The sequence below is a fragment of the Hominenteromicrobium sp. genome, from assembly GCF_046974225.1.
GTDB classification, from domain to species: Bacteria; Bacillota; Clostridia; order Oscillospirales; family Acutalibacteraceae; genus Hominenteromicrobium; species Hominenteromicrobium mulieris.
Map to the genome: position 1 here is coordinate 51,491 of NZ_JBKWAE010000007.1, position 18,710 is coordinate 70,200.

Consider the following 18,710-nt stretch of genomic DNA (forward strand, 5'->3'; position numbering starts at 1 on the left):
AGCCGTTTTCATGTCATTTGCTGCGGATTGCAAGCAAGAGCTGTGTATGATTGAAAATAAGCGCGCGTGCTGTTTGAAAGCGGAATGCTACGGCCTTCTGCTTTTTTCAAAGTGTTTTTCCGCGCGGGAATCGCAGATGGTATGCGAAAATGCCGCCGTTGCACGCCGTGTGGCGGAGGCCGCCGCCGTTTCGGCCGGTGTATACGCCGAGGTGCGCTCGCAGTTAAGGCGCAAGAATATCGGCGCGTATGCCATCACCATTCCGGGTGAAGCCGCACGCATTCAGATGATCCGTTCGTTCGGGCACGATGAGAATGACGTGAACCTGCATATTCATGAGGAAAATCTGCAAAAGGACTGCTGCATTTCGGCATTTCTGCGCGGCGTGTTCCTCATCTGCGGCACGGTCACAGATCCGCAGAAGGAGTACCACCTTGAGTTTTCCACGCCGTACCTGCACCTTGCGGAAGACCTTGTGGCTGTTCTGCACCGCGTGAAGGCCGCGCAGCTTTCGCCGTCCATTGCACGCAGAAAAAACAGCTACATTGTCTACATAAAGGAAAGCGCCGCCATTGAGGATTTCCTCACGCTGACGGGTGCGGTAAACTCCGCCATGAACCTGATGCAGATCAAAATGTACAAGGAGACCTACAACAATTTAAACCGTGTCTCGAACTGCGAGACCGCGAATCTTGATAAAACGTACTCTGCTGCAACAAAGCAGATTGCCGCCATTGCGCTCATCAGCGACAAGGTGGGGCTGGACGAGCTGCCCGCCGACCTGCGCGAGGCCGCCGTTTTGCGGCTGGAAAACCCCGAAATGTCGCTGCGCGAAATGGGGGAGCGGCTTTCCATCAGCCGTTCCGGTGTGAATCACCGCCTGCGCCGCATTTTGGAGTTTGCGGAACAGCTCGGCTCGCCGGAGGAATCCCTTGCGGAGCAGAGCGTTTTTGAAGTGGAGGAAAAGCTGCATGCTGAAAATGCAAAGACCGAAGAGTTTTAAAGACCTTGTGTTGGGCATTTTGATTGTTGCGGTGCTCGGCGTGGGCGCGTATTTCATCGCCGACGCGCTGAAAGCCGAGCTTGTGCCCGGCGATATCGTGGTGCGCTCCGGCAATGAAGAGATTACCGCGCTGCAGAACGTGACCGGCGAGCAAAGGAAGAACGGTTCAAAAGCGTGCAGAGGGCATTTTGAAATTGAAGCGGTTGCCGATGAATTCCCGGTCATTCGCATGGATAAAGGCATCGTGCTTGAAGCCTCGCAGGATCCCTACGGCGCGATGTATTACACGGTTTATAACGAGGATTTTTCCGAGCTTTACTACCGCAGCGAGCGGTTTGCGTACCCTGAAAACGACGGCACATACTACGTTGTGATCGATACCGCGTGGGGGGATAAAAACCACTATTTTTCCACCGAGCACGGATTTACCCTTGTGATTGAAAACAGCAATTAGAGGTTTATGTAAATTTGATTATGTAAACTTAAATGGAAAAGGAGGGCGAAAATGGCGTTTACACATTTGCATGTGCACACCGAATACAGCCTTTTGGACGGCGCTTGCCGCATTGAAAAGCTGCTCGATAAAGCGCAGGAGATGGGGCAGAAAAGCGTTGCCATTACCGATCACGGCGTGATGTACGGCGTGATCGACTTTTATAAAGCAGCGAAAAAGCGCGGCATCAAGCCGATCATCGGCTGCGAGATCTACGTTGCAAAGCGCAGCCGGTTCGATAAAATTCACGGCATCGATAACGAAAACCGGCATCTTGTGCTGCTGTGCAAAAACGAAACGGGCTACCGCAACCTTGTCGCCATTGTCTCTAAAGCGTGGACAGAGGGCTTTTACAGCAAGCCCCGTGCCGATATGGAGCTGCTGCGTGAACACAGCGAGGGGCTCATCGCGCTTTCCGCCTGCCTTGCGGGTGAGATCCCGCGTGCGCTTTCCGTCGGCGACTATGACGAAGCCAAAGCCGCCGCCCTGCGCTACCGTGAGATTTTCGGCGAGGACAATTTTTACCTCGAATTACAAGACCACGGCCTGCGCGAACAGGCACATATCAACCCGCAAATAATCCGATTGTCAAAAGATACGGGCATTCCGCTCGTCGTGACGAACGACTGCCACTATATCGAAAAAGAAGACACCAAAATGCACCACATCCTCGTCTGCATCCAGACGAACCGCACGGTGGAGGATGAGGATACGCTGGAATTCGGCTCCGATGAATTCTATTTTAAAAGCGAAGACGAAATGCGTGCACTGTTCCCGGATTGTCCCGAGGCAGCGGACAACACGCAGAAAATCGCCGACCGCTGCAATGTAGAATTTGAGTTCGGCAAAACGAAGCTGCCGCGCTTTGATACGCCGGACGGCAGCGACAACCGCGAATATTTCCGCCGCATGTGTTACGCGGGTCTGCACAAACACTACGGCGAAAACCCGAAAAAAGAAATCGTAGACCGCCTTGAATATGAAATTTCGACGATTGATACGATGGGTTATGTAAACTACTACCTCATCGTGTACGATTTCATCCGTCAGGCGAAAAGCATGGGTATCCCGGTCGGCCCGGGCAGAGGCTCCGGCGTGGGCAGCCTCGCCGCATACTGCATCGGCATCACGGGCGTTGACCCGCTGCGGTATGACCTGCTGTTCGAGCGTTTTTTGAATCCGGAGCGCGTCAGTATGCCGGACTTCGACGTCGATTTCAGCGACGAGCGCCGACAGGAGATCATTGAGTATGTCACGGAAAAATACGGCACCGACCATGTGGCGCAGATCGTCACGTTCGGCACCATGGCGGCGCGCCTTGCGATACGCGACGTTGGCCGCGCCATGGCGATTCCGTACACAACGTGCGATACCGTCGCAAAGCTTGTGCCGATGGAGCTCGACATCACGATTGATGCCGCGCTGGAACGCGTCTCTGAGCTGCGCGATTTATATGAAAGCGACAAACAGGTGCACGAGCTTCTCGACATGGCGCGCAAAATTGAGGGCATGCCGCGCCACACGTCCACGCACGCCGCCGGTGTTGTCATCACAGACCGCCCGGTCGTCGATTACGTGCCGCTGAGCATGAACGACGATTCGCCTGTTACGCAGTACACGATGACGGCCATCGAGCAGCTCGGTCTGCTCAAGATGGACTTTCTTGGCCTGCGCAACCTCTCGGTTATCGACCACGCCGAGCAGATGATTGCGAAACACACGCCGGGCTTTAAGGTGGAAAACGCGCCGGATAACGACCCGGACGTGTTTAAAATGATCGCGAGCGGTGCAACAGAGGGCGTGTTCCAGTTTGAATCCGCCGGTATGCGCCGTGTCATCATGCAATCCGACCCCAAGAGCATTGAAGACCTCATCGCCGTTATCTCTTTGTATCGCCCCGGCCCGATGAAGTTCATCCCCATGTACGTCGAAAATCGCAAGCACCCGGATAAAATCACGTACCGCCACCCGCGCCTTTCCAAAATACTGGATGTCACCTACGGGTGCATCATTTATCAGGAGCAGGTCATGCGCATTTTCCGCGAGCTTGCGGGGTATTCGCTCGGCCGCGCGGACATTGTGCGCCGCGCCATGAGCAAGAAAAAGCACGATGTCATGGAGCAGGAGCGTGAGTATTTCATTCACGGCTTAAAGCGTGAGGACGGCACCGTGGAGATTGAAGGCTGCATCGCCCGCGGCGTGGACGAGCAGACCGCCGAGACAATCTACGATGAGATGAAAAGCTTTGCGTCCTACGCGTTTAATAAGTCCCATGCCGCCGCGTATGCCGTTGTGGCGTATCGCACGGCGTACCTCAAATATCACTATCCGAAAGAATACATGGCTGCGTTGCTCACAAGTGTGCTTGCATCCGCAGGCAAGATTGCGGCGTATATGGAAGAATGCAGCAGGCTGAATATTGCCGTGCTGCCGCCACACGTGAACGAGAGCGAGCAGGGCTTTTCCGTTTTTGAAAACAGCATTCGTTTCGGTTTGCTCGCCATCCGCAACCTCGGGCGCGGCCTGATACAGCGCATTTTGTCCGAGCGCACGATGAACGGCCCGTTCACGACCTTCTACGATTTCTGCAAGCGCATGCAGGGCAGAGACCTGAACCGCCGCGCCGTGGAAAGTCTTATCCGCTGCGGTGCGTTCGACGGTCTCGGCAATAACCGCCGCGAAATGCTGATGGCGGTCGGCCCGCTGCTCGATCAGCTGGAGGACGACAAACGCCGCAACATAGAGGGACAGATCGGCCTGTTTGACTTCGGCGGGGAGGAGAAAACGGAATCTTTCGAGATGCCGAAAGCCGAGGAGTTCCCCAAAACCGAACTGCTTTCTATGGAAAAGGAAGTCACCGGCATGTACCTTTCCGGACACCCCATGTCGCCGTATGCGGAGGTCTATAACGCCGGCATCGCCGCGCGCTTTGATGAGATTGCCCGCAGCGCCGCCGGGGAATCCGACCAATATAAAGACGAGCAGTATGTGGACGTTCTGGCCGTTGTGGAAAGCGTGAAAAAGAAGGTGACGCGCTCCGGCTCTGCCATGGCGTTCGTCACGCTGGAAGACATGTATGGCTCTATGGAGGCGCTTGTTTTCCCGAAGGTTTTGGAAAAATACGGCGACCTTTTTGCGCCGGGCGGCTCTGTTTGGGCGCACGGACGCATCAGCTTTACGGAAGAAAAAGACCCGAAGTTCATCTGCGAATATGCCTCGGCACCGTTTTCGCCGGAAGAAATGATGATCCGCAGAAGGCCTGCGCCTGAGGAAAAGAAAAGGGACTCGCAAAAGCCTGCCGCTGTGCCGGAAAGCGTCACGCCGCCGCGCGGGGAAGAGCGGCCCGGTGTGCAGATTAAGGGCTATAACACAGCCTATAAGGGCCTTTACCTGCGTGTGCCGAACGCCGAAGACCCGCTCTGCAAAAAGGCGATGCAGTACATCGAGATTTTCGACGGTGTGACCGACCTCTATCTATATTATACGGACACGAAAAAGCTGGTCCGCGCGCCCGCCCGTTACCGCGTTGCGGTGAACTACGAACTCGTCTCCGCATTGAAAAAACTTCTCGGCGAGGGAAATGTTGCGCTGAAAGAATAAGAAATTCTCAAAAAAACAAAAACCGTTTCAAAAAAGACAAAATACCTCTTGAAACCGTCAGGGAAAAGGGGTATAATCAAAAATGAATGGAATAAATTGCTGAATTGCATTTTTAACTTTGCAATTTTCAATAAGAAAGTGGAGGAATTTACAATGTGTGCAAAGAAAATCGCAGTACTTACGAGCGGCGGTGACGCACCGGGCATGAATGCTGCGGTTCGTGCTGTTGTCCGCACCGCGATCTCCTTCGGCATGGAGGTATATGGCGTACGTCACGGCTACAACGGTCTTCTGACCGGCGAAGTGCAGAAAATGGAGCTTCGCAGCGTTTCCAACATCATCCAGCACGGCGGCACAGCGCTCTTTACGGCGCGCAGCCCCGAGTTCAATACCCCGGAGGGCGTTCAAAAGGCAGCTGCTAAATGTCGCGAACTGGGCATCGACGGCGTGGTTGTTGTCGGCGGCGACGGATCTTTCCGCGGCGCACGCGACCTGACCGGCGCAGGCGTTCCTTGCATCGGCGTTCCGGGCACCATCGATAACGATATTTCGAGCTCCGAATATACCATCGGTTATGACACGGCGATGAACACCGCTATGGAAATGATCGACCGCATCCGCGATACCACAGAGTCTCATGACCGCTGCAGCGTTGTAGAGGTCATGGGCAGACGCTGCGGCGACATCGCACTCAACACCGGCATCGCTGTCGGTGCAATCGCAACGCTCGTCCCGGAAGTGAAGTATGACTTTGAAAAGGACATCATCGAGCGCATCCGCTACGCACAGAAGACCGGCAAGCGCCACTTCATCGTGGTCGTTGCAGAGGGCGTAGGTCACTCCGAAGATATCTGCAAGCGCATCCAAGAGGAGACCGGCATCGAGAGCCGTGCGACCATCCTTGGCCATGTACAGCGCGGCGGTTCCCCGACGCTCCGTGACCGTGTTGTGGCAAGCCAGATGGGCTACCACGCAGTTGAGCTGCTCCGCGACGGCAAGAGCAACCGCGTTGTCGTCATGCAGGGCGAACGCATCGTGGACTTCGACATTACCGAAGCCCTCGAGATGCCGCGTGTCTTCGACGAGAAGCTCTACAAGATTTCTCAGGATCTTTCCCGCTAAAGTTAAGTTACCGAAACGCCTGTTCCAAAAGGACGGGCGTTTCCTGTTTTTCGGCACGGTGTCTGCATTTTTTGCATAAAGCACCTTGTCGGGGGTAAAAAATAATTATTTTTGGGAAAATAGGTTGACATTTTCCGCAGTTCGTGGTAGAATAATCGAGCGGTCGAAAAGAGGCCGTGAGATAAATAGGGGCATAGCTCAGTTGGTAGAGCAGCGGTCTCCAAAACCGCGTGCCGTGAGTTCGAATCTTACTGCCCCTGCCACCATGGCCCGGTAGTTCAGTTGGTTAGAACGCTAGCCTGTCACGCTAGAGGTCGACGGTTCGAGCCCGTTCCGGGTCGCCACAAAAGGCGAGTTCATCTTGCCTTTTGCGTATGCTGCTATGGCTCAGTAGGCAGAGCACGTCCTTGGTAAGGACGAGGTCACCAGTTCGAATCTGGTTAGCAGCTCCAAGAAGGACTTTGCAGAAATGCAGAGTCCTTTTTTGTTTGTGTTTTCGAGAGGTCATACAGTCAAAAAAAGTAGTCGGCAGTATATCGTTTTTGAAGAAAAACGGCCTTTTTGCGCCTATTCATAATTTCGACTTGAAATTTACCGTATTTCTGCTATAATCTTTATAGTTTTCCCTTTATGTTTATGCTTAAAAAGCAGCGGCCAAACTGCCAGAAAATTGAAGGAGCAGAGGATTATGAGTATTCCGGAAATGGACATGAACCCGGAGATCGCCCGAAAGTTACTCGAGGTCGGCGAAGAATTCCGCATTGAAGGCCCGTTCTTCTCGTACGAAGAAATCAAAATGGGCAACGTGAACCACACCTACAAAGTCAATTATATTCGCGATGACGGTACCGGCATGGCAAAGATTAAGTCTTTCCTTGTACAGCGCGTCAATACATATGCGTTTCAGCACCCGATTGAGCTGATGCAGAACATTGACCGTGTCACGGAGCACATCCGTGAAAAATGCCCGAATACGAAAAGCCTGCATTTCCATCACACGAAGCACGGCGTCAACTATTTGATGGATAATGACGGCTTCTGGCGGCTCAGCAACTACGTGCCGTCTGTGACGTTCGATACCTGCGACGACCTGAACGTGGTGCGCAGTGCAGGTGAGGCGTTCGGCGATTTCCAACTGATGTTGGCAGATTTCGATGCGAACTCCCTTTTCTACACAATCCCGGATTTCCACAATACGCGCAAGCGCTATGAGAAGCTGAAGGAAGACATGGCTGCCGACCCGTGCAATCGTGTGGCAGAGGTGCGCGAAGAACTCGATTGGCTGCTTTCCGTAGAGGACGAGGCTTGCCGCCTGACCGACCTCTTTGAAAAAGGCGAGCTTCCGCTGCGCGTTACGCACAACGATACAAAGATCAACAACGTGCTGTTCGATGAGAAGACGCACGAGGCGCTCGTTGTCATCGATCTGGATACCGTTATGCCGGGCCTTGTCGGCCACGATTTCGGCGATGCCATCCGCTTCGCTGCAAATTTTGTGGAAGAAGATTGCGATTATCCGGAAAAGGCCGGCGTAAACCTCAATATTTTCTGGGCATTTGCCGAGGGCTTCCTCAAAAAGACCGCCGCGTCTCTGACGAAAACCGAAGTGGATACGCTGGCGCTCAGTTGCTTTGCGCTTACCTGCGAGCTTGCAACGCGCTTCCTCGCGGACTACATCGTCGGCGATAAGTACTTTAAGGTCAAAAAGCCACAGCATAACCTTGTTCGTACGCGCTGCCAGATTGCCCTTGCAAAGGACATGCTGAATAAAATGGACGCGATGAACGCCATCGTGCAGGACTGCGCACGCCGCTACAAAGAGACCGAAAACGCATAATTCATTTTGCATCCAGACGACCCGGCAGCTTTGTCGGGTCGTTTTTAAAACCAGGGAGGAGTTTATCATGAAAATTCTGTTGACCGGCGCAAATGGCTTTGTAGGGGCACGCATCCGTGCGGCGGCGCCCGTTATTTGTGCGCCGTCTCTGCGCGGGGCGGAAAAAGAGGATATCGACCGCCTCATCGACACCGTGCAACCGGACGCCATCCTTCACACCGCGGCAATCTCGGACATCGGTGCGTGTGCCAAAGACCCGGAAGGATCATACCACGCAAACGTTTTGGTGCCGGAGTATTTGGCCAAAGCCGCAAACGGTGCGAAGCTCGTGTTGTTCAGCTCCGATCAGGTGTACAGCGGCGCAAAGGGCGATAAGCCGTTTACGGAAGACGACGTTGCGACCGCAAATCTCTACGCCGAAGAGAAGTTGGAAATGGAAAATCGCGTTCTCGCGATCGACCCGAACGCCGTCATGCTGCGTGCGACGTGGATGTATGACATGCCCATGTTCGGCGTGCCGAACCGCAGCAACCTCATCACGATGTTCCTGAACGCCGCCATCACCCAAAAGCCGCTTGCACTTTCCAAAGAGGAATTTCGCGGCATCACCTATGTGCGCGAGGTTGCAGAGCAGACCTTGCAGGCTGTGAATTTGCCCGGTGGCGCGTATAACTTCGGCAGTGAGGCAGACGTCTCCATGTACGCGCTTGCGGAGCTGTTTATGGAAAAAACAGGCATGAAGCTCAATTTGCAGGAAAAGTCCGGCGGCGAAAACCTCTGGATGAATTGTGCAAAGCTTAAAAACGCCGGCGGTGGATTTGAGACGACCGCCGAAGGCCTTGCGACGTGCATTGAAGACTATAATCTTTCGCTGCTCGGCCAATAACAAAACGAAAATCTCCTTTGAAGCCCGGTTTTACGGGTTCTTCAAAGGAGATTTTTAATGGATTGAAATCTAATTATGTCAATAATCTTATGTAAACTAAATTATGTAAAATTAAACAAATTTGTCGAGCGCATGGGCGCGTTCACAGGCCGCACGCACCGGTTCCGGCTGCATGCGCAGCACGCCGGGCTCGCCCACGACCTGCGCAGAGCTCGAAATCCTTTTGCCTCACAACAGATCAGGAAGATAGGCTAAACGGTCCGGTGGGCTGTTTAGCCGTAAGAAATCCTATCAAGAGGTTCCTTAAAAAGACATGAAGAATGCAAAAAGCCGCAAGCTCAAAAGTGTCATTTAAACCCCCTTCGGCATAACTTGTACAAGGGGAAAGTCCCCGAAAACAAGGAGGGGTTTTATGGCATCTTTTACAAATTTCGCGACGCTTTCGTATAACGGAGGCACAACGAATTCCAACACCGTCACGGGCGAGCTTTTGGAGGTCTTGACCGTTACCAAAACCGCCGTGGTGAAAAATTACGCCGCAAACGATAAGATTACGTATATCATTTCTATCGTAAACAGCGGTGCGCAGCCGGTGACAAATCTCACGGTCACCGATAACCTCGGCGCGTATGAATTTAATAGCGGGACTGTCTATCCGCTCGCGTATGTGCCGAATTCTGTTCGGTATTATGTAAACGGCGTCTTGCAGACCGCGCCCACCGCAACGCCGGAGCCGCCGCTCGTCATTACGGTCCCGAATGTCCCCGCAAACGGCAGCATCATGCTCGTTTACGAGGCAGAGGTCACAGCGTATGCACCGCTCGGCACGAACGGCAGCATCACGAATACCGCAAATGTCACGGACGGCAATCTGGAAGTCAGCGCGTCGGAAACGGTCTCTACGGATGATCGCGCGGTGCTCACCATCAGCAAAGCGCTGTGTCCTGCGGTCGTCACGGGGAACGGGCAGATTACGTATACGTTCGTCATCGAAAACACGGGCAACACCGAAGCTTCCGAAGCCGAGCGCATCGTGCTGACCGATACGTTTGACCCGATCCTCAAAAACATTGCGGTCACGTTTAACGGCACCGCTTGGACAGCAGGTACGCAGTACACGTATGGTGAAACGACCGGCGTGTTCGCAACGCTTCCGGGACAGATCACCGTTCCCGCCGCGCAGTATACGCAAAACGAAAACGGCACATGGGCCACTACACCCGGCACCGCGGAGGTTGTTATCACCGGCACCGTGTAAAGCAAAATTCAGCAGGACGCATAGCGTAGATATCCTCCGGTTTTTCGCCGGGGGATATTCATGCTTTGTGTCGTTTTTTAACAAGCGATTTTACATGGATTTTACAAAGAACACACAGTTGATTTGACATAGACACGATATACTCCTATACGTGTAAAAGAATGTTAAAAGGGGAAAATCGGGTATGGATATTTTCAATGTACTGACGATGATCGGCGGGCTGTGTCTTTTCCTGTTCGGCATGAACCTGATGGGGCAGGCCTTGGAGCGCCGCGCAGGCGGCAAGCTGCAAAGCTTGCTCGATAAAATGACCGGCAGTGTACCGGCGGGCTTTTTGACGGGCCTCGGCATCACAGCCATCATTCAAAGCTCGTCGGCGACGACAGTCATGGTAGTGGGCTTCGTAAACTCCGGGCTCATGACACTGCGGCAAGCCATCAACGTTATCATGGGCGCGAACGTGGGCACCACCGTCACGGCGTGGCTGTTGAGCCTTGCGGGCATCAGCGGCAGCAATATTTGGGTGAATCTTTTAAAGCCGTCATCCTTCACGCCTGTTTTGGCGCTCATCGGCATCATTTTCTATATGTTCTGCAAGTCCGGTAAAAAGAAAGATACCGGCATGATCCTGCTCGGCTTTGCGACCTTGATGTTTGGCATGGAAACCATGAGTGGCGCGGTTTCGGGCCTTAAAGATGTACCGGCGTTCGCTTCGCTGTTCCTGATGTTCAAAAATCCGATTCTTGGCGTGCTTGCGGGCGCGCTTTTGACAGGTATCATCCAGTCCAGCTCAGCTTCCGTGGGCATTTTGCAGGCATTGGCCGTAACGGGGCAGGTCAGCTACGCGGCGGCTATCCCGATTATCATGGGCCAGAATATCGGCACCTGCGTTACGGCGCTGATCTCCTCCGTGGGCACACAGAAGAACGCAAAGCGCGCGGCAGTTGTCCATTTGATGTTCAACGTTATCGGCGTGGTCGTGTTACTGACGGCCTTCTGGATTGTAAAGATCGTGTTTGCACCGGCTATTCTGGATGAAAACGCCACCATGTCCGGCATCGCGATTGCACACTCGCTCTTTAATATCCTGTGCACGGCGATGCTGCTGCCGGCAGGCGGCCTGCTTGAAAAGCTCGCAATCCGCATCGTGCCGGATAAGGGCGGCAAAGAGCAGCCTGTTGAACTTGAAGAACGTCTGCTCATCACACCGTCCGTCGCGCTCGGCCGCTGCCGCGCCGTTGCGGGCGAAATGGCACGTTGCGCAGGCGAAGCGCTGCATATGGCGCTGACGACCTTTGAAAATTATTCGCCGGAGCTTGCGGAATCCATCCGTGAAAACGAGAGCCGCTGCGACCGCTACGAAGACGAGCTTGGCACATACCTGGTGCGCCTGAGCGCCCAGCAGCTGAGCGATGCCGAAAGCGAAGAAGCCACCGAATTATTAAAAATTATCGGCGATTTTGAGCGTATCTCCGACCACGCCGTGAACCTGCTTGCGGCATCGGAAGAACTGCGCAGCAAGGGACTTGGCTTCAGCGCCACCGCAGAAAAAGAGCTGAAGGTGCTCATCGGCGCGGTGAGTGAGATATTGAATACGGCAGAGCGCGCGTTCAGCGAAAAAGACCTTGCGGCCGCCGCACAGGTAGAGCCGCTGAAACAGGTCATCGTTGCACTGAAGGAGCAGATGCGCACGCGCCATATTCTGCGCATGCAGCAGGGTCATTGCAGTATTGAAGCGGGCTTCGTGTGGTCCGACCTGCTGACGGATCTCGAGCGAACGGCTGACCACTGCTCCAACATCGCCGGCTGCGTTCTGGATGCGGCAAACCACGGTCTTAATCTGCACGAAACGCTGCGCGCCATGCGTGCCGACGTTGACACCGCGCGCCTACGGCACCTACGCGGAAAAATACCGCTTGCAGGCAGTATAACTACATAATCAATCAAGTAAAAAGAGACAGTCTGCTTTGATATGTACCCCAATACCGGACACCCGGTATGGGGGCATATCACTTTAGGCTGTCTCTTTTTGTATTGGATGAAGTTGCTGAGAATGCTGATTTAGAGGTTGTAACGGAATAGAGCATTTTAAGACTGAGACTGGCGTACGGAATCGTATTCGGAATTACCCAATGCTTTGAGGTAGGCATCGTAAGACTCTTCCAACGAAGAAAACTTCTCTCCTTTTTTCAGAATTTCCTTATACTGACTTTGCGTAATAAGCGATTTTGAAACGGTAACATAGTCCTTACCGTTTCGCTTACCGGTCGTGGTTTCGGAAACATAATAGTTCCCGTCACCGGTTTGAATAATTACGGGGATTTTCTGTCCGGGCCCGACCTTATCCGTGTCCAGAGATGTCCAGAAAAGATACCGATTTGCTTCTTGTCCGTCTCTTCCGTTGCCAAGATAGGCCCATGTGCAATTAGGCTGCTGCAAAAGACTGTTATTCAGCTTATTAATCTCTGCGGTAATGGATGGAACATATTTCGAATCCGGACATCTGGAGTCAAACTCAAAGTTTGTATTGTTTCTCATGTCTTGCCAAAAATCCGTACGGTATAGAAGTGGGAAGAAATCCGTTATGTTTGTGTTAAACGGGTATTTAGATATAGATGGATCGGCTTTTCCGCTCCAAGTGAGAATGATTCCGTAATCTTCCTTATACGATACGACACAGGTTCCGTTTGGCGCAGCAACGCCTATCCAGTTCTTCGTGTCTCCTTGGCTTTTGGAATGAACAATACCGCCGATATTCACAGGATCTACGGATTGCCAGTCGGCCTGCTTCTGTTTTAGATCGACGGTTACGGTAGCCTCAGAATCTCCGAGCAACGCCTCTGTAGACACCTGTGCATAAGCGGAGCGGACATTTGCAAGATCTGTCGCTTCTCTGGCTTTTTCAAGCTGTGACGCAAATACCGGAATGGCAACTGCAATCAATACGGCGATGATTGCAATGACAATTAGCATTTCCATCAATGTGAATCCGTTTTTGTTTTGCTTCATTATGATCCCTGCTTTATCTTTGAATAGAACAAATACATGGTGAAAATAAACATCGAAGTTCATCACCGAAGGTCTCTGCAATATTTTCCGCCGGAAAGAATTTCTGCGAAAAAAGAGGATTAAGTCGTATGGTAAAGACCCATGGAAACCAAAACCTCTGTAATAAAGGAACTGGACACCAATCAAGATACGCGTCGTATCGAAATTGGTGTCCAGTTATGTATGGTCCGAGTGACAGGAGTTGAACCTGCGGCCTCTTGAACCCCATTCAAGCGCGCTACCAAAACTGCGCTACACCCGGATAACGAATTTATTATACACGATGCCCGGGAAAAAAGCAAGCAGTTTTTTCACAATTTTATGCGGAAACGGAAAATAGAAGAAAGCGGCTTTAAATCAGACTCAGAAAATAGCGAAACAGCTTTTCGCCGTTCACTGCATCGGGGCGGCGGTGCGCAAAGCCGATGCGCTCCGGGTGAAACTGCACGCCGATCACCTTGCCGTTTTCATGGATAAAGCCCTCGTTGATGCCGTCGTCGCTGACGCACAGGGGGATAAGTCCCGCGCCGAGCTTACCTGCGGCCTGATGGTGTGCACTGTTCACGGGGAATTCTTCGCCGTAAAATTCGCGCATCAGATCATGCTGCGCGCGTACCGTGTGAATGGCGTCGCCGGTCTCTTTTGCCGCCATGTGGTGCTGCGGGTCCGGCACATCCTGAATGAGGTCGCCGCCGAATGCCACGTTCAGCACCTGATGCCCTCTGCAAATGCCGAATACCGGCTTGCCCGCTGCAAAAAAGCATTTTGCAAGCGCAATCTCGTCTGCATCACGGCTGTCATCGATGCCGTCGCTCGCCGTGTTTTCCTGCCCATAGAGCACAGGATTTACATCGGCGCCGCCGGGGATCAGCAGGCCGTCGCAAGTGTCTGCGTCGGAAAGTGTCATCGAGATTACCGGCTCCGCGCCGCAAGCCGTCAGCGCCGCCACATAATTTGCAAAATCGCCGGGGTTGCCGCGCATAAAGATCCTTTTCATCAAGGTCACTCCTTCAAAATGAAAAAAAGATGAAAAAACAATTTAGGAACTATGGATTAGTATACCAGTTATGTGGTATACTTGCAATAGAAGATACGAAAGAAAAGGGAGCATGAACGTGGCAAAGCACATGGCAGGGCCGCAAGGTGGACATTACAGATTAAAACAGCCGCAAAAACGGAAGAAGCGTAACAGGATTCCCGCACGTGTACTGAAATCGCGTGCACGGCTTTTGCTTAGTGGGGCAGGGTGCATTGCGGCTGTGCTTATCATCACAGCGCTGCTTGCCATGCCGCATCAAAATGCAGAGCCCATAGAAGCTGCTGCCTCGCCGGAAGCGGTACCGAGCACCGCTGCGGAGAGCACTTCAGACAAAGCAAGTGTGCTTTCTAAAACGACCTCTGCTCCCGAATCTGCCTTTCAGCAGCTCGGCGATTGGCGGCTTGTGCTTGTGAACAGCGAAGTGCCGCTGCCGGACGATTTCCAAATGACCCCGACGCTGTTCGATACCATCACCGTCAACTCCAAAATGTACCCGGAGCTCACGGCGCTTATCAATGCAGCGTATAACGACGAGATCAATTTGTGGGTTGCCTCGGGCTATCGCAGCGTGGAGGAGCAGGAAAGCGTGCTGGATCGCGCCGTGCAGCGCCGCATGGCAGACGGCATGACCTATGAAAACGCGTATGAAGACGCGCGGATCACCATTCAGGCGCCGGGGTACAGCGAGCATCACACCGGCCTTGCGGTCGATTTCAACGACGTTGAAGACGATTTCCGCGAGACGAAAGCCTACACATGGCTGCAGGAGCACGCCGCAGAATACGGCTTTGTCGAGCGCTACCCAAAAGGCAAGGAGAGCATCACCGGCATCGATTACGAGCCGTGGCATTACCGCTACGTCGGCAAGGAGCACGCGCAGCGCATGAACGAGCTTAACATGTGCCTTGAAGAGTACGTGGCGTTCCTCAAGGGCAATTAAGAACAGAAAACGGGAAAAAGATGGCGCTTTTTCCCGTTTTTTTATTGCAAAATTTTGCGCACAGATATATAATAGAACATTATATGATGGTGTAGTATTTTTTCATGCCGCGGCATGGATAGCAACGCACCGAAAAACCAAGGAGGTTGTTTTAATGGTTCGCACACGCTTTGCGCCGAGCCCTACCGGTTTCATGCACGTCGGAAACCTCAGAACGGCGCTGTACGAGTATCTGGTGGCGAAGTCCCAAAACGGCACGTTTGTGCTCAGAATTGAAGACACAGATCAGGAGCGCTATGTAGAAGGCGCAACAGACGTTATATATAATACACTGCAGCAAGTCGGTCTGCAGCATGACGAAGGACCGGACATCGGCGGCGAATACGGCCCGTATGTACAGAGCGAACGCAAGGATATTTATAAACCCTACGCAGAGCAGCTTGTGCGCGAGGGCAAGGCATACTATTGCTTCTGCACCAAAGAGCGCCTCGAGTCCATTCATCAGGACGGCGAGTTCGGCGGCTACGACCGTCATTGCCGCGACCTGCCCGCAGAGGAAATCCGGAAGAACCTCGACGCCGGTATGCCGTATGTCATTCGTCAGCGTGTGCCGCTCGAGGGCTCCACGTCCTTTGAAGACGCCGTTTACGGCACCATCACGATCGAAAACAAAGAGATCGAAGATCAGGTGCTTTTAAAGTCCGACGGCTACCCGACCTACAACTTTGCAAACGTCATCGACGACCACCTCATGCACATTACGCATGTCGTGCGCGGCTGCGAGTACCTCACCTCTACACCGAAGTACAACATGCTCTACGACGCGTTCGGCTGGGAAAAGCCGATTTATGTGCACCTGCCGCTCATCATGGGCAAAAATGAAGACGGCTCCGTCTCAAAGCTTTCGAAGCGCCACGGTTCCACAAGCTTTCAGGGCCTCCTCGAAGACGGCTACCTCGCACCGGTCATCACGAACTACATCGCGCTGCTCGGCTGGTGCCCGAAGGACAACCGGGAAATTTTCTCGCTGAAAGAGCTCGAAGAAGCATTCTCCATCGACGGCATCAGCAAATCGCCCGCCGTGTTCGATTACGATAAGCTCCTGTGGTTCAACGGCGAATACATCCGCAAGATGAGCGGGGAAGAGTTCCGCACCGCGGCGATGCCGTACTACAAAGAGATTTTCGGCGACGCAGAAAAGCCGTACGACGTGCTCGACGCCATTTTGCAGCCGCGTATTTTGAAGTTTAAGGAAATCCCGAGCCTGCTCGGCTTCTTCAAAGAGCTGCCGGAATATTCCGCAGACCTCTTCATAAACAAAAAGAGCAAGGCAACGCTCGAGAACGCGCCCGTCATGCTGCGTGCCGCCATCGAGACGCTGTCCGCCATCGAAAACTGGCAGGTTGATACCATCCACGATGCACTCATTGCCCTCGCACAGAGCCTCGAAGTGAAAAACGGCACTCTGCTGTGGCCGGTACGCATCGCGGCGGCAGGCCAGACCGTTACCCCCGGCGGCGCTATGGAAATTCTCGCCGTGCTCGGCAAAGAGGAGGCGCTGCGCCGTTTGCAGCTCGGCCTTCAAAAGATCGAGAACGCATAAAGCAAGAGGAAAAACCTGATATTAGGAAAGGTATGGACAAATTATGAGTGAAGAGATCAAAAACGAAGCGGTCTCCGAGGAGATCAGCAGCAGTTTTATCGATGATTTTATTATAGAAGACCTCGCAGAGGGCGGCCGCTGCGAAGGCATGAAGGTGCACACCCGTTTCCCGCCGGAGCCGAACGGCTACCTGCACATCGGCCACGCCAAGGCGATCTACGTCGATTTCGGCACCGCAGAGCGCTTTAACGGTATCTGTAACCTGCGCATGGACGACACGAACCCCACAAAGGAAGACGTGGAGTACGTCGATGCCATCAAGGAAGATATCCACTGGCTCGGCTACGATTGGGAAGACCGCTTTTACTATGCTTCCGATTATTTTGAAGATATGTACAACGGCGCCGTAGAGCTCATCAAAAAGGGTCTTGCCTATGTTTGCGAGCTCACGCCTGACCAGATGCGTGAAATGCGCGGCGACCTCACCACCCCGGCGCAGAGCCCGTACCGTGACCGTCCGATGGAGGAGAGTCTCGACCTGTTTGCCCGCATGCGCGCCGGCGAGTTTGAAGACGGCAGAATGACGCTCCGTGCAAAGATTGACCTCGCTTCCGGCAACTTCAATATGCGCGACCCGGTCATCTACCGCATCAACCACATGCCGCACCATCGCACCGGTACCAAATGGTGCATCTACCCGATGTACGACTTCGCGCACCCCATCGAAGACGCCATGGAGCACATCACGCACTCGCTGTGTTCGTTGGAATTTGAGGATCACCGTCCGCTGTACGATTGGGTTATCAACAACGTCACGCTGCCCGCAAAGCCGCGTCAGATCGAGTTCGCCCGCCTCGGCATCAACAACACGGTCATGAGCAAACGCAAGCTGCGCGCACTCGTCGAAGGCGGTTATGTCAGCGGCTGGGACGACCCGAGAATGCCCACCATCTGCGGCCTGCGCCGCCGCGGCTACACCCCGGCCTCCATTCGCAATTTCAGCGTGCGCAACGGTGTTTCCAAGGTGAACTCTACCGTGGAATACAGCTTTCTCGAGCACTGCCTGCGCGAAGACCTGAACCTCACGGCAAAGCGCGTCATGGGCGTTCTGAACCCCGTAAAGCTCATTTTGACGAACTATCCCGAAGATAGGACCGAGACGTTCGAGGTCGAGAATAATCCGAACCGTCCCGAAGACGGTACCCGCACGGTCACGTTCGGCCGCGAGCTGTACATTGAAGCCGAAGACTTCATGGAGACCCCTGTAAAGGGCTATTTCCGCCTTTTCCCGGGAAATGAAGTGCGCCTCAAAACCACTTATGTTGTCAAATGTACCGGCTGCAAAAAGGACGAAAACGGCAACGTCGTCGAGGTCTATGCGGAGTATGACCCCGAGTCCCGCGGCGGCAACCCGGCAGACGGCCGCAAGATCAAGAGCACCATCCACTGGGTGGACGCGAAGAACGCCGAAGACGCCGAAATTCGCCTCTATGATAACCTCTTTACTGTGGAAGACCCGGATGCAGGCGATTTCTTAGAGCTTTTAAACCCGGATTCCCTCAAGGTCCTCACGGGCTGCAAGGTGGAAGCGGGCCTCAAAACCGCAAAGCCGGGCGAGAGCTTCCAGTTCATGCGTCAGGGCTATTTCTGCGTGGATAACAAGGATTCCGCAGAAGACCACCTTGTCTTCAACCGCTCCGTTTCGCTGAAGGACGGCTTCAAAAAAAAGAAGTAATGGAATAGTTGTCCGCACAGTGCAAAACCATGCGCTGTGCGGGCTTTTGTTGTTCCATTCAATCGGTGTTTTGTCATTCGTCACCTTAATTTTAATTTTAGGTTGACGAAACGCTTTGTGTGTGGTAAACTGGTAGACGAAATTTT

General features: G+C 53.4%; 13 protein-coding genes and 4 tRNA genes. 14 read left to right on the plus strand and 3 right to left on the minus strand.

Annotated features, from left to right (window positions below; translation table 11 throughout):
- Positions 1-10: 10 nt before the first annotated feature.
- The 11 genes from whiA to ACLTX1_RS07045 all read left to right on the plus strand — a co-directional run bounded on the left by whiA (position 11) and on the right by ACLTX1_RS07045 (position 12,138).
- Positions 11-1,003, plus strand: a complete 993-nt coding sequence (gene whiA / locus ACLTX1_RS06995; protein ID WP_308448118.1) for a DNA-binding protein WhiA — start codon at positions 11-13, stop codon at positions 1,001-1,003.
- Complete coding sequence (locus ACLTX1_RS07000; protein WP_308448119.1) at positions 972-1,457, plus strand: hypothetical protein; 486 nt, start codon at positions 972-974, stop codon at positions 1,455-1,457. The genes whiA and ACLTX1_RS07000 overlap by 32 nt, the downstream gene beginning before the upstream one ends.
- A gap of 51 nt (positions 1,458-1,508) precedes the next feature.
- Positions 1,509-5,096: a DNA polymerase III subunit alpha gene (locus tag ACLTX1_RS07005; RefSeq protein ID WP_412330676.1), complete on the plus strand. Its 3,588-nt coding sequence runs from the start codon at positions 1,509-1,511 to the stop codon at positions 5,094-5,096.
- Between the two features lie 153 nt (positions 5,097-5,249).
- A complete protein-coding gene (pfkA, locus tag ACLTX1_RS07010) occupies positions 5,250-6,218 on the plus strand; it encodes a 6-phosphofructokinase (protein ID WP_308448121.1) in 969 nt (322 codons plus the stop codon).
- Positions 6,219-6,405: 187 nt separating this feature from the next.
- A tRNA-Trp gene (locus ACLTX1_RS07015) sits at positions 6,406-6,481 on the plus strand.
- 4 nt (positions 6,482-6,485) lie between these two features.
- Positions 6,486-6,562 (plus strand) — tRNA-Asp (locus tag ACLTX1_RS07020).
- 32 nt (positions 6,563-6,594) lie between these two features.
- Positions 6,595-6,670 (plus strand) — tRNA-Thr (locus tag ACLTX1_RS07025).
- Between the two features lie 236 nt (positions 6,671-6,906).
- Positions 6,907-8,055 (plus strand): phosphotransferase enzyme family protein, encoded by a 1,149-nt coding sequence (locus tag ACLTX1_RS07030; RefSeq protein ID WP_395506484.1) that lies wholly within the window; start codon positions 6,907-6,909, stop codon positions 8,053-8,055.
- A 67-nt stretch (positions 8,056-8,122) separates the two neighbouring features.
- Positions 8,123-8,941, plus strand: a complete 819-nt coding sequence (locus ACLTX1_RS07035) for an SDR family oxidoreductase (protein WP_412330677.1) — start codon at positions 8,123-8,125, stop codon at positions 8,939-8,941.
- Between the two features lie 412 nt (positions 8,942-9,353).
- On the plus strand, positions 9,354-10,199 hold the full coding sequence (locus ACLTX1_RS07040; RefSeq protein ID WP_412330678.1) for a hypothetical protein: 846 nt from the start codon (positions 9,354-9,356) through the stop codon (positions 10,197-10,199).
- A 184-nt stretch (positions 10,200-10,383) separates the two neighbouring features.
- Positions 10,384-12,138, plus strand: a complete 1,755-nt coding sequence (locus ACLTX1_RS07045; protein ID WP_412330679.1) for a Na/Pi cotransporter family protein — start codon at positions 10,384-10,386, stop codon at positions 12,136-12,138.
- Positions 12,139-12,287: 149 nt separating this feature from the next.
- On the opposite strand, the gene ACLTX1_RS07050 is transcribed toward ACLTX1_RS07045, so the two are convergent.
- From ACLTX1_RS07050 to ACLTX1_RS07060, 3 genes are all read right to left on the minus strand, one after another.
- Complete coding sequence (locus tag ACLTX1_RS07050; RefSeq protein WP_412330680.1) at positions 12,288-13,271, minus strand: prepilin-type N-terminal cleavage/methylation domain-containing protein; 984 nt, start codon at positions 13,269-13,271, stop codon at positions 12,288-12,290.
- A 160-nt stretch (positions 13,272-13,431) separates the two neighbouring features.
- A tRNA-Pro gene (locus ACLTX1_RS07055) sits at positions 13,432-13,509 on the minus strand.
- A gap of 90 nt (positions 13,510-13,599) precedes the next feature.
- The gene (locus ACLTX1_RS07060) at positions 13,600-14,244 is read right to left on the minus strand and encodes a gamma-glutamyl-gamma-aminobutyrate hydrolase family protein (protein ID WP_412330681.1); all 645 of its coding nucleotides are present in this window, start codon (positions 14,242-14,244) and stop codon (positions 13,600-13,602) included.
- 112 nt (positions 14,245-14,356) lie between these two features.
- Here ACLTX1_RS07060 and ACLTX1_RS07065 point away from each other — a divergent pair, with 112 nt between their 5' ends.
- The 3 genes from ACLTX1_RS07065 to ACLTX1_RS07075 all read left to right on the plus strand — a co-directional run bounded on the left by ACLTX1_RS07065 (position 14,357) and on the right by ACLTX1_RS07075 (position 18,564).
- Positions 14,357-15,226, plus strand: a complete 870-nt coding sequence (locus tag ACLTX1_RS07065) for a M15 family metallopeptidase (RefSeq protein WP_412330682.1) — start codon at positions 14,357-14,359, stop codon at positions 15,224-15,226.
- A 154-nt stretch (positions 15,227-15,380) separates the two neighbouring features.
- Entirely contained in the window at positions 15,381-16,829 is a 1,449-nt protein-coding gene (gene gltX, locus ACLTX1_RS07070) for a glutamate--tRNA ligase (RefSeq protein ID WP_308448128.1), read from the plus strand.
- A gap of 43 nt (positions 16,830-16,872) precedes the next feature.
- Positions 16,873-18,564: a glutamine--tRNA ligase/YqeY domain fusion protein gene (locus tag ACLTX1_RS07075; RefSeq protein ID WP_308448129.1), complete on the plus strand. Its 1,692-nt coding sequence runs from the start codon at positions 16,873-16,875 to the stop codon at positions 18,562-18,564.
- Positions 18,565-18,710: the final 146 nt, after the last annotated feature.